Origin of the sequence: Bartonella pachyuromydis (assembly GCF_039543065.1) — a bacterium.
In the GTDB taxonomy this organism is placed as follows: Bacteria; Pseudomonadota; Alphaproteobacteria; order Rhizobiales; family Rhizobiaceae; genus Bartonella; species Bartonella pachyuromydis.
In genome coordinates, this window is the sequence record NZ_BAABJA010000009.1 from 46,547 (window position 1) to 59,491 (window position 12,945).

Genomic DNA, 12,945 nt, shown 5'->3' on the forward strand with positions numbered 1-12,945 from the left:
GGGAGGGCATATTGATGTATAATTGTATGTTTGACTGTTTCATCCTATTTTAAAGCACTGAAGAATTTTTTAGTGAAAGGGATGATTTTATCACTTTGTTTTTTTAGAAAGCTTTAAATGTAAATACGTTTATAGCGATTTCCTAAAGAAGTGAGAATTTCATTAGGGATGGTATTGGCATCGGTTGCTAATTTTTCAAGGGTTTGATGGGGGCCAATGAGTTCTACCCAATCACCTCTTTGGGGTTTTTTATCAAGATCAGTAGCATCAACTATAATAGAATCCATAGAAATGCGTCCAACAATAGGGAGTTTGTGCCCCTTGAAATAAACGCTGCCTTTATTGGAAAGAATGCGCGGCCAACCATCTGCATAACCGGTGGAAATGGTTGTCAGAGTGCTTGGTCTGCGGGTAATAAAGCTTTCGTCATAACCAACAGGCATTCCTGTATCAGTAAAGCGGCTTTGCAGAACTTGGGCTTCAAGTTTTATAACGGGTTTAAGAGTGGTTTGATGTTTGCTATGGGGATTAACACCATAAAGCGCAATGCCAGGGCGGACAAGATCAAAATAAAAATTTGAACCAAGAAAGATTCCTCCAGAATTGGCAAATGACACTTTACAGGCCGGTAACTGCGTAAGTATGGCTTTAAAAGCGGATAATTGTGTTTCATTGGATGAATGAGAGGCGTTTTCTCCATTTGCTAAATGACTGAGAATATATTTTATTTCTGCTTGTTGGAAAATTGTAGGTTGTTTGATGAGTTTTTGTAATTCTTGTTTGTCGAGTCCTAATCGGTTCATATGGGTATCGATTTGAATGATTGCAGGAAATCTTTTATGCTTTTTTTGGCAAAGTTTTTGCCATTCTTCGATAGTATGCCAAGAATTGAGAACAGGGATAATGCCCGATTGTGCAACAAATTCTTCTGCTGTGTGTGGAAGCCCATTGAGAAGAGCAATCATAACATTTTCTGGTAAGATGGTTTTTAATTGAAGTGCTTCTTCGATTTTGGCAACAAAAAAATTGCGACAACCAGCTTGATAAAGCGCAGGGGCAATTTTGTGTGCACCCAACCCATAGGCATTGGCTTTTACAACTGCTGAACATTGTGTTGGAGCAACACGTTTGGCTAAAGTTTTGTAATTTGCAACAATAGCATTCACGTTAATAGTTGCTACAGCTGTAGCAGGAAAGAATGTATTTTCCTCATCATTCATAAATTTATTCATTTTTAAATTTTCTCTTAAAATCAGTAAGAAACAATGTTCCCTTTGATTATTTCATATAGTTTTCTACGGTATCTAATATATAAAAAGGATCTAGGTGTTATTTGTTATTGTCAAAATTACAAAATCATGAGCAGTTCATACTAGATTATGTAGCATCAAAGCAATCTTTTAAGGTAACATGTTGATTTTTAGTATAATCACGCAAATATTTTATTTTCTTTTTGTATTTTATGAACATATTATTTTGTTTTGTTATGGGCATGCAAAGTGCAATATTTCGATCTCCTATGGGCGATAATACAGCCAAAGCAGAGCATTTATACTTATGAAATTGCAATGATCCTTATGGGGATTAAGCTGCCTGTAATGGTAATGTTTGCATCAATACTGTAAATAATCTTAGAAGTCTATCTTCATCTTGTTCATCTGAAGTGGTTCTTGTTAATGGGTATGGTTTAAATGCACAAACTATTTCTGATAGCGCTCTAAAGCAGTGGATTTTTCCGTTATTCGTTCCCAAGATGGTTATTCGGCATTTTTGTGATCCATAACCTCGTTTATTGAAATAGAAATCAAAAGAGAACAAGCATAAATGTAGCGGTATACATATAAGCGGTTTTATGAGTGAAAATTTATTCTGAAATATTCTCGTTTGCTTTGGCAAAGATACGAGTAATAACGGCCATTCTGTCTCGTGTTGAATGTTATAAAATGGCTATTGCTTTTTGATGAATTTAATTGTGTTGAAGCAGACTGTTATAAAAAGGATAGTTATTTGTTTAAATAGTTAAAAATACCTGCGTTACATTTTTTTGTTTGTCATTGATCATGATAATGCAATCTAGTGTTTTGTGTGTTTTTTCTTTGCAACTAATTTTGATACAAAAGTGTTAATCTTATGATTTGTATTTTAAGAAAAATATTGGCAGGTGGTGATACAGATATTATATCACTTTAAAGATTCCAGATTGAATGAAAATAAGGGAACAGTTTTATGAATATGTCGGCTACTCATGTTCAGTCAAACATTAGCGGCGTTGCGTCAAGCTTTCCTATTCCTGAAAATGTGTTCGCGCTTACTGTTCAGGAAGTTTATCATTATACAGATCGTTTGTTTAAATTTCGCTTGAACCGTCCAGAAAGTTTTCGTTTTCGTTCTGGTGAATTTGTGATGATTGGTTTGCCAAATGCACAAAAACCAATTTATCGTGCTTATTCGATTGCAAGCCCTTTTTGGGATGAACAGCTTGAGTTTTTCTCAATCAAAGTTCCAGGGGGACCATTAACCGAACATCTGCAAAAAATTAAAGTTGGCGATACGGTGCTTATGCGTAAGAAGCCGACAGGGACATTGGTTCTTGACGCTCTTATTCCTGGCAAGCGTCTTTATCTGCTCTCCACAGGGACGGGGGTGGCTCCTTTTGCAAGTCTTGTTCGTGATCCTGAAACTTATGAGAAATTTTCAGAAGTCGTGCTTATTCAAACAACCCGTGAGCGAGATGAGCTTGCTTATGCGAAAGATCTTGTTGCCTCTTTGCAGCAAGATCCATTGATTGGAGAATATACACAACAGTTGAAGTTTTATCCTATGACTACTCGCGAATCTTCTGAGCATATGGGGCGCATTACAACTGTTATGGAGAGCGGTGCGTTTTTTGAAACGACTGGTTTACCAAAAATTTCTCCTGATGAAGATCGCGTGATGATTTGTGGATCTATGGCAATGTTGAAGGACTGTGCAAGAATGTGCGAATCCTTTGGTCTTGTTGAGGGTGCTAATAATGCGCCTGCTACGTATGTTGTGGAGCGTGCTTTTGTCGGATGATGGTGTAAGTGCTTTACATTTTTATGTGTGAAAATCTACAGGACACAAGTCTTTGATATTTTTATTTCTAGAAAAGGTGTCTTTCTCTTCTTTCAACAGGAGTGGGGGCTTTTTCAAGTCTTGATTGGTGGTCTTGAAGTTTATAAAAATTTTCAGAAATAGTACTTATTCAAACAACTTATCAGTGAGATGCATTTGCTTGTACCAAAGATCTTGGCATCTTTTTACAACAAGATGCAATGATTGGCGTATATGTACAACAGTTAAAGTTTTATCCTGTGTCCCTCATGAATCTCTTGAGTATATGGAGAGTGATTATTTTGTATAATATATGATTGTTCATTTTGAATGAGAACCCTGAATATTGTGGGACTCTCTTATTTCATATCCTCTCCTATTGAATCAATCAAAATCATTCGCTTGCACATTACAAGCAGAATCAGTATGGCCTGAAGGTTTTTTATAATAAAGAGGTCAAAAATGCTTGTTATAAATCTCATTTTAGTTGCCAAGGGCTATAGCAACATTGGAAACGATTCGTTAATAAAATTTTTCCTGATGGAGACCTAGTGATGATTTGTGATTTTATGGCAATGCTGAAGGATTGTAAAAAGATGTGTGATCCTTTTGTCTTGTTGAAGGAGTTTATAATGAGCCAGCGTCTTATGTTGTGGAGCGTGCTTTTATAGGGTGAGAGGAGAGCTGTGTTTCTGCATGTGCTAATGTGCTTATTGCATCCCAATCTCCTGCTGCTATAAGCTGCTTTGGAGCTATCCAAGAACCGCCAACGCAAAAGACGTTAGAAAGTTGGAGCCATTGCCTTGCATTTTCTTGTGTAATACCGCCTGTTGGGCAAAACCGGATTTCAGAGAAGGGAGATGCCAAGGCTTGAATAAAGGTGATCCCTCCTGCTGCGTTGGCAGGAAAAAATTTGCAATATAAATAGCCTTTATTCCACGCTTGCATTAATTCACTTGGTGTCATCACGCTAGGTAGAAAAGGGATTTCACTGTTATGTGCACAATTGATTAATTGATTTGAGAAACTAGGGCTTACAATAAATTTTGCTCCTGCACGTTCGGCTTATTCATAATGCTTTGTGTTAAGAATCGTTCCTGCTCCAACAATTGCTTGCGGGACTTCTTGTGTAATTGCTTTTATTGCATCGCATGCATTGGGAGTTCGCAATGTGATCTCAATTGTTTTGAGTCCGCCTTTAATAAGGGCGCGTGCTAAGGGAATAGCACTTTGCAGATTATCAATCTGCAAAATAGGTATAACAGTTTGTTGTTGAATAAGTGATAAAAGCGCATCTATTTTCTGGCACATGATGTTTTTCTCTTAAGAGGTGATATTGTTTACTATAGTTTGATTAATCACAATATGTTAAAGAGTGGGTGAATAAATCTTGAAATTGAATGAAACGCGCGTTATGGCAAAAAACATGGAAAAAAAATTTAGAGTTGCTGCACTTTATTGCTTTGCAGATTTGAAGCATTATCGTCAATTACAAAAGCCTTTGCAGGATTTATGTCGGGAAAATGATATCAAAGGGACCCTGCTTTTGGCAAAAGAGGGCATTAATGGAACTGTTGCGGGGTCTTGTGCTGCAATTGAAACATTAGTGAGTTTTATTACGGCGGAGCCAGCGTTTCAAATGCCGGAGATTAAATATTCATGGGCATCAAAAATGCCATTTCATCGCATGAAAGTGCGGTTGAAGAAAGAGATTGTAACAATGGGGGTTGAAGGTATTGATCCGTTAAAGGTTGTTGGAACTTATGTTGACCCTGAAGATTGGAATGCCCTTATTCAAGATGAAGAGACAATCCTTATTGATACGCGTAATGATTATGAATATGCGATTGGAAGTTTTCAAGGAGCAATTGATCCGCTTATTAAAACATTTCGTGAATTTCCTGAATGGGTACGCAAGCATGAAGCTGATTTAAAGAAGAAAAAGAAAATTGCCATGTTTTGTACAGGCGGGATTCGCTGCGAAAAATCAACAGCTTATGTACGTGAGCTTGGCTATGAACAGGTGTATCATTTAAAAGGCGGAATTCTGAAATATTTGGAAACAATTCCAAAAGAAGAAAGTTTGTGGTGGGGAGAGTGCTTTGTTTTTGATGAGCGTGTTTCTGTTCAACATGGTCTTGAAGAATGTGGACGTGAACTTTGTCGTGCGTGCCGTTCTCCTCTTAATGCTGAAAGTAAATTGTCACCTCATTATGAAGAAGGTGTTTCATGTGATGCTTGTTATGAAACACGTAGTGAAGCTGATAGGCAGCGTTTTCGCGAACGTCATAGGCAGTTTCAATTAGCTAAATTGCGGGCAATTGATTCTCATCAAGAGTCTTAAAGGCATTTTTTTGTCAAACTTAAATTTTTCACTTTTTTATTAAGAGAGAAAAATTTTCAATGATTTTTGAAAAATATTTTAGAAGGTTCAGCATTGCTCGGTTTTTGTTTGCTGTGAAAATTTAAGCTATTGGATTATAAGGATTAAATTCTCATTGGTTATTTTTATAATCAGTTTCCTTTAATTCCTTATATTTGGTTGATTACAAATTGTTTTAACTCTGAATTACTAAAAACTATTCAATGATAGTTTTTATGAAGGAGAGAGCATAAAGGAGCGTGTGAGTTGATGCTTGTTTAGGTAAAATATGCAATGAATGCATTATTTATGTAAAGGGATCAGTCTATGTGTGGGGTGAAGATGAGGATGATTGGCTCATGATTTCATAAATATAAAGACAGCGATGCTATCGAACGCATTATTATAAGCATTGTTATGATGGAACGTTCAGAGATCCATAGGAATTGTCATTGTAAATTGAGTAACAGGTAATTCTCCGACACGAAAACTTAAGCAAAGCAATTTTAAAAACAAAATTGTAAATAAGTATCACAAAGATAAGGGCTTGGTATGAAGTTTGTAAGCCATTATAAAAAGATGAAGTGACTTAATTTGTGATTTTTTTGCATCATATTCTCTTAAAAAATTAAAAAATGTTTAAAATAAAAAAAATGATTGAAATGAATAGGAATTCATCTTATATGGAGCCTTGCCCAAAGTCGCACGTGCCTGTGGGTGTCCACTGGTTCTCAAATGGTGAGATTAACCGGTACGGTACCTGGAACTAACCTCTCCAGTCATTCTTACGGCCAACCGAAAGAGTGAGGACATCTTGAAGCAACGACGGTGCGGGCCTTTCTGGTGTCTTCCAGCTGTCCAAATGCTGAGATAACTATAGAGGCACACCTCATTGCCTTCAGTGCGGAAATGGTTTTCTTAACTCCAATCAAAAAGGCAGATAAAATAGGACAACGCGGTTTCTGCGCTGTTTTTTCATTGTATGCAATATTGGTTTCTTTCTGATTATGAAGGTAGTCAGAGTGCTGATATTAGCTATGTGTTTTGTCTTTTGGCTATTGGCGGCTCTATGCTGTCCAAGCATAGAGGAGGGATTTTATTCCCTTAGGAGAATTTGTGATGGTAACGCAACGTATTCGCGATTTTCTTGCAACACATCATTCTGAAGGCCCATGTTTAATTGTTGACCTTGATGTTGTCCGTGAAAATTATTTAAATTTTGAAAAAGCTCTTCCGCAGTCTCGTATTTTCTATGCGATAAAGGCAAATCCAGCTCCTGAGATTTTGAGTTTGCTTACTTCTTTAGGCTCGTCTTTTGATGCGGCTTCTGTTGCAGAAATTGAAATGGCTTTAAAAGCAGGGGCAACGTGTGATCGTATTTCTTTTGGAAATACGATTAAAAAAGAGCGTGATATTGCCCGTGCATATGCACTTGGTATTTCATTATATGCCGTTGATTGTATTGAAGAAGTCGAGAAAATTGCACGAGTTGCTCCAGGGGTTCGCGTGTTTTGCCGTGTTCTTACTGATGGAAAAGGTGCAGAGTGGCCTTTGTCTCGTAAGTTTGGTTGTGTTCCTGCTATGGCGGTTGATGTATTACGTCGAGCACATCAATTAGGCTTAGAGGCGTATGGTGTTTCTTTTCATGTCGGGTCTCAGCAAACAGATCTTGGTGCGTGGGATCGTGCTTTATCGGATGCGGCTACAGTTTTTAAGCGTTTGGAGAACGAAGGAATTTCCTTGAAATTGGTTAATATGGGTGGTGGTTTTCCAACACGTTATTTGAAAGATGTTCCTAGCGAACAAGCTTATGGTACGGCTGTTTTTGATTCGTTAAAGAAATATTTTGGCAATCGTATTCCTGAAACGATCATTGAACCAGGGCGTGGAATGGTTGGTAATGCCGGTGTTATTCGTACAGAAGTTGTTCTTATCTCCAAGAAAGCAGACAATGATAATGTCCGATGGGTTTATCTTGACGTGGGAAAGTTTAACGGTCTTACTGAGACTATGGATGAAGCAATTCGCTATCCTATTGAAACGCCTCATGATGATAAGGCAATGGAGCCTTGCATTTTAGCGGGGCCAACGTGCGATTCGGCAGATGTTCTCTATGAAAAAACACCTTATTTGCTCCCTTTATCTTTAACAGTGGGCGATGAGTTGTTGATTCATGGAACGGGTGCTTACACGGCAACTTACGCATCTGTTGCCTTTAATGGGTTTGAACCTTTGCGATCCTATATAATTTAAGTCTTTCTTTATTGATAACAAAGTGTATAGTGGGTAGGTGTGTGACAAATATGGATATGATACATTTTCAAACAAAAGATGGTATGCTTTTAAACCTTGCATATGAGCAAGAGGCTGACGCGCCGTATCGGGAACAACTGCTTGATTTAGTTCTGGGAAAGGGGCGCAAGCGTAAGTCATCAGAGGCTTTGCGTCGTGGCAGGTTGGCTGCGTGTGGGCTGTCTTTTGTTGTTAAAAATACGCTTGGAGAGCTTGTGGGCAGTGTACGTCTTTGGCATGTTCAGTTTAAAAAAGGACAAAATGCAATGCAACATGCTTTGCTTTTGGGACCTCTGGCTGTTGCAGAAGAATATTCTGGTATGGGGATAGGATCCGTTCTTATGCAACATGCAATTAAAACGGCAAAAGAGCTCGGTTATGGTGCCATTTTTTTGGTGGGTGATTGTGCATTTTATCAGCGTTTTGGTTTTTCAAATAGTCTCACAAAAAATTTGGCAATGCCTGGTCCTTATGAGAAACATCGTTTTCAAGCGTTGGAATTGATACCAGAATATCTTGCCGCGTGTCATGGTACTCTGATTCCTAGTGGAGAACGAGAAATTTTGAATCGCTTTCAGCGTCATAAAGTGGCTTAAAAGGCTTATTTATTTTTTAACAATACAGTTATTAAAGAACACTCCGTTTTATGTATGGCAAGGTTTGCCGTGAAATATAGAATTTTAAGATAGCTTTGTTACCTCGCGTGTTTTTGCTTGCATTTGCATTTTGCCTTGTTTTTAAGGAGTTTTTGATAAAAATATTGATGTTATCTTTTATTGCTCTTTTTGTAGAGTTTTTCCATTGTTTCAAAAAGCTCTCCATTAGAAGTTTAAATAGAGGGAAGAACAGCAGAAATTGTCTTAAAACTTCGTTTTGAAAGAGTCATATATCTCAATAATTTACGATATCTAAACAGATTAATCTCTTTTGAGATTATAGATGCAGTTGTAACGAAAATATTTAGTTCAGTTTATATGGTTTAGATTTTGCGAATTAAAATGATGACTTCTCGATAAGGGAAGTTACCTTTTAAAAGGTTTTTTACTAAGGCAGATTCTCTACTATACTCAGTCATGCAAATATGCGCTTTTCATAGCTTGAATCAAGTGTATAGATGAATGTATTGACAATGACAAACATACTACTGTTGTATGTGATAGTTTTGCATGCCATTGTGTTAGACAAAGGGGTTAAATGTTGCATGATAACTCATCAATTTTACCACTGTATTTAAAGAGAAACAGCCATAAAATAGTGGGGAAGAGGTTCTTGATAGTGCAATTATAATGAAAGTGTAAGCTTTTTTTAGAGTTGAGTAGAACAATCAATTTACGTATTTAAAAACAAAGTCATATTATTACAATGTTGTCTCTCATAAAGACGTGAATACTCTTTCAATGATTTTTTTATCATAGAATCAGGGAGAAAAAGCCATCATAAAGATGTTTTTTTCTATTTTATCTGTACGGGAGAAGAATTTACAAGCATTTGAGATAAGGTAAGAGCTTTGTTGTTTTATAATCTCAAACTGTACAATTTTTTATTTATAAGCAGGTAATTTTTAAAAGTCTGCAGATACTTTTGCACTTAGTAGGATTTTGATGAGGCATAGGCATTGAGTATTTCAGGCTATGTCACCCATATTATTTTTTTGAAAGAGATAACGTCATAGGGGCGCGCGAGAAGCGATTGATGAAAGATAAAAGAATATTTTATAACTTTCGAGGGCAGGACTCAGTGACCTGAGGGGCTATCGATGAGTTGTGGTATTTTTTTGAGAAAAACAGTCATGCATGTCAAGACGAAAAAAATAATAGTCATGATCAAAAAAATGTCGCTAAAAGCCATAACCATTGCTTGTATACGCGCCATATTAAAAAGTTGGAAGAGCGCAAGTGTATGAGAATCAAAGGTTGCCGTTTTGAAGTATGCAGTGAGGCTTGAAAGCATTTCCATTGCCTGTCTATTTCCTTGTTGGAGAGTTTCGGCTATTCGTTCATAGTGGAGATCTGTGCGTTTTGTCATAAGAGTGCTAATAATAGCAAGTCCTACAGCACCACCAAGATTACGTGTAAGATTAAAAAGTCCAGAGGCATTTTGCATACGTTCTGGCGGGAGTGTTCCAAGAGCAATATTGTTCACAGGAACCATGCATAACATAATAGAAGCACCACGGAAAACTTGAGGCCAAAACAGTTCCCAAAAATCCCAGTTATCTGTGATGGAGCTTGCCAACCAGGTTCCTAAAGCAAAACCAAAAAGTCCTATTGCCATCATTAAACGTTCATCGATGCGTGTTGAAAGAAACCCAGCAATAGGCGCGGTTAATAACATGACAAATCCTGAGATGAATAATGTTTCTCCGATCATGAGGGCATCATAATGGCGAATTTGGCTCAAATAGACAGGATAAAGATATGTGAGTCCATAAAGGCCTATGCCAAGCATAAAAGAAAAAATGGCTGCGGTTGAAAAATTAAAATTGGCAAAAGTCGTAAGATCAACGATCGGTTCTTTTGCAGTCAAAGTGCGCCAGAAGAAAAAAACTGCAGACAAGATCATGATAATAAACATATTGAGAATCAGTTTATCGCTAAACCAATCATGGCGTGCTCCTTCTTCTAGAACATATTCTAAAGTTCCGAGAAAAACAGCCATAGATATAAGGCCTAACCAGTCAAATTTGGCCATTAAAGAAGGGTTTGCTTTATCAAAATCAATCAGTTTCCAAGCAAGAATTGAGATGATAATGCCACAGGGTACATTGATGAGAAAAAGCCAATGCCATGATGAGATATGACAAAGATAGCCTCCCACAGTTGGGCCAATGGTCGGAGCTAGTGTTGCTACTAGTCCAACAATAGGGGTGACAATTGGACGTTTGGAAGGAGGAAAAAGAATATAAGAGGCAACAAAAACGCTTGGGATAATTCCTCCACCGATAAAACCTTGGAGTGCACGGTAGATAATCATCTCTTCAATAGATGTTGCTGTTGCACAAAGAATAGAGGTAATCGTAAATCCAATAGCCGATATAGTAAAGAAGACGCGTGTTGAAAGCAATCTTCCTAAGAAACCAGAAAGAGGCAACATAATGACTTCAGCGATGAGGTAGGAAGTTTGAACCCATGAAATCTCTTCAGAACTTGCTGCAAGACCCGCTTGAATTTCAGCTAAAGAGGAGGAAACGATTTGAATGTCCAAAATAGCCATAAACATACCAAAGGCCATAGCAATAAAAATCACGATTTTACGGATTTCGATGTGCTCTTGAGAATGTTTTGCCTCTGATAGGGGAGATGTCATAGTAAGATCATTTACTTTTTATAAGAGATTTTTGTCTTGTGGCTTTGTTCGTGTATCAATTTCTACAGAGACACTCATTCCTGCTCTAATATGTCCGGTTTTTAAGACGTCTTCTGGAATAGAGATCCGTACTGGAATTCGTTGAACGATTTTGGTGAAATTGCCCGTGGCATTTTGTGGAGGGAGCAGGGAAAACACAGCCCCTGTTGCCGGTGCAATAGAAAGAACAATTCCTGTAAAAACATTTTTTTTGAAAGCATCAACAGTAATATAAGCCGTTTGTCCAACGCGAATATTTTGCAACTGTGTTTCTTTATAGTTTGCGTCAATATAAAGTTTCTGTGTAGGGACTAATGCTGCAAGACGTTGGCCATTTGCAACAAAATCTCCCGTTTTTGCCGTCAAATTGCCAATAATCCCATCAAATGGAGCCCGTATAATGGTTGAATCAAGATCACGTTGTGCTTTTTTACGGGTGAGTTCTAAGCTTTTTGTTTGGCTTTCTGTTTCATTTCGTTGTGCTTCTAGCACTTGAATATTCGCACGTGCTGCAGCTATTTGTGCATCGGCACGGTTAACATTTGCAATAGCTTGTTGGTAAGCTGATTTGGCATCATCAAGATCTGCTTGAGGAGCATAACGACTGTCTTTAAGCTCTGTAGTACGTTTTAGAGTGAGTTGCGCATTGGTTGCTATAGCGGAAGCAGCAGTTTTTTGTGCTTGTGCATCATCTAGTGCACTGTGAGCAGCTGTAATTTGTGCATCAATACGTAGCAGTGTTTTTTGTTGTGTGTTGAGGCGGGCTTCTGTCTGTTCCAAGGCGATTTTATAATCGCCATTGTCTAAGCGGAATAAGATATCATCTTTTTTTACAGTTTGGTTGGCGTTAATCGCGATTTTTTCTATATATCCATTTAATTTAGGTGCAATAGCCGCTATATCTCCTTGTACATAGGCATCGTCAGTGGTGAGCATATAACGCCATTGTGTTATCCATTTATAGCTAAACCACAGCACACAAAGAGCAAGGATGATAAGAAGAACATGAACTATTTTATTCTTTGTTTTTTTGAAATATCTGTTTGAAACAATTGTCTCAGATATGGGCATAATTCTACACTTTCAATTTTATGTTTCAATGAGTGAAATAAGCGTACCACTGTCATGGGCGTTATATGCATGTAAGGACAATTGAAGCTTTTCAAGCAATGAGACAATCTTGCAAGCATAATGCTAAATATAGGAACTTGCAAGTATCGAGATATTACTCTACCGTGCATTTTTTACAAATGCCTCGTATTTCTAAAGTACTCTTGCGCGCTTGAAAATCAATTGCTTGAACCATTTGTTTTAAGTCAGAGACAATCGCTTGATTTTGTATTTCATTCACCTTGCCACAGTTTTCGCAAATGATGAAGGTTGTGAGTTCGTGTTGGCAATTGTCAGGATGTAAACAGGCTACGAAAGCATTTACACTTTCAAGACGATGGATACATTTTAATTGTACGAGTTTTTCTAATGCACGATAAACTTGGAGAGGTGCGCGAAATCCCTCATCGCGTAAATGATCAAGAATTGCATAAGCAGTTAAAGGTCCTTTTGCATTCTTTAAAGTGTTTAGAACCAGTGTTTGGTTACGCGTAAGTTTAGATGACATTAACACCTTCCTATTACTCTATAGAAATCATAGAGCGTGTGAGGTCTTTGTGCAATGGTGAATTGTCGAAATATCTATCCTCTGTCTTGAAGCTTTTTTTGTTTTTAAAATATCTACACATGATTTTGTGAATTAAGTTAGTTTTTATAAAAAGGGATAAAAACGCATTTTTTTAAAAAAATGATATTGACTCTTTTGTTGAAAGGGTTCTATATAGCGTTCGTTGACGAGGGCAGTTTCTGCTTGCGATGGT

8 protein-coding genes and 2 pseudogenes are annotated in these 12,945 nt (G+C 37.5%); 5 read left to right on the forward strand and 5 right to left on the reverse strand.

The features are described from left to right. Positions 1-113: 113 nt before the first annotated feature. On the reverse strand, positions 114-1,232 hold the full coding sequence (gene alr, locus ABD917_RS06535) for an alanine racemase (protein WP_345119298.1): 1,119 nt from the start codon (positions 1,230-1,232) through the stop codon (positions 114-116). Positions 1,233-2,226: 994 nt separating this feature from the next. Here alr and ABD917_RS06540 point away from each other — a divergent pair. Both ABD917_RS06540 and ABD917_RS06545 read left to right on the forward strand, forming a co-directional pair. Beyond that, complete coding sequence (locus ABD917_RS06540; protein WP_345119299.1) at positions 2,227-3,057, forward strand: ferredoxin--NADP reductase; 831 nt, start codon at positions 2,227-2,229, stop codon at positions 3,055-3,057. 545 nt (positions 3,058-3,602) lie between these two features. After that, positions 3,603-3,751: pseudogene (locus tag ABD917_RS06545) on the forward strand (ferredoxin--NADP reductase); the annotation flags it as partial. Here the strand turns inward: ABD917_RS06545 and eda are convergent. After that, positions 3,721-4,386 (reverse strand): annotated as a pseudogene (eda, locus tag ABD917_RS06550) (bifunctional 4-hydroxy-2-oxoglutarate aldolase/2-dehydro-3-deoxy-phosphogluconate aldolase). The pseudogenes ABD917_RS06545 and eda sit on opposite strands and share 31 nt — an antisense overlap. A gap of 115 nt (positions 4,387-4,501) precedes the next feature. Between eda and trhO the strand changes: the two are divergent. The 3 genes from trhO to ABD917_RS06565 all read left to right on the forward strand — a co-directional run bounded on the left by trhO (position 4,502) and on the right by ABD917_RS06565 (position 8,325). Further along, positions 4,502-5,419 (forward strand): oxygen-dependent tRNA uridine(34) hydroxylase TrhO, encoded by a 918-nt coding sequence (gene trhO, locus ABD917_RS06555; protein WP_345119300.1) that lies wholly within the window; start codon positions 4,502-4,504, stop codon positions 5,417-5,419. A 1,137-nt stretch (positions 5,420-6,556) separates the two neighbouring features. After that, positions 6,557-7,690, forward strand: coding sequence for a type III PLP-dependent enzyme (locus tag ABD917_RS06560; RefSeq protein ID WP_345119301.1), 1,134 nt, complete (start codon positions 6,557-6,559; stop codon positions 7,688-7,690). 50 nt (positions 7,691-7,740) lie between these two features. After that, positions 7,741-8,325, forward strand: coding sequence for a GNAT family N-acetyltransferase (locus ABD917_RS06565; protein WP_345119302.1), 585 nt, complete (start codon positions 7,741-7,743; stop codon positions 8,323-8,325). A gap of 1,138 nt (positions 8,326-9,463) precedes the next feature. Here ABD917_RS06565 and ABD917_RS06570 read toward each other — a convergent pair. The 3 genes from ABD917_RS06570 to ABD917_RS06580 form a co-directional block, all read right to left on the reverse strand. Continuing rightward, on the reverse strand, positions 9,464-11,035 hold the full coding sequence (locus tag ABD917_RS06570; RefSeq protein ID WP_345119303.1) for a DHA2 family efflux MFS transporter permease subunit: 1,572 nt from the start codon (positions 11,033-11,035) through the stop codon (positions 9,464-9,466). 18 nt (positions 11,036-11,053) lie between these two features. Then, a complete protein-coding gene (locus ABD917_RS06575) occupies positions 11,054-12,145 on the reverse strand; it encodes an HlyD family secretion protein (protein ID WP_345119304.1) in 1,092 nt (363 codons plus the stop codon). A 154-nt stretch (positions 12,146-12,299) separates the two neighbouring features. Continuing rightward, complete coding sequence (locus ABD917_RS06580) at positions 12,300-12,692, reverse strand: Fur family transcriptional regulator (protein ID WP_345119305.1); 393 nt, start codon at positions 12,690-12,692, stop codon at positions 12,300-12,302. Between the last annotated feature and the right edge of the window lie 253 nt (positions 12,693-12,945).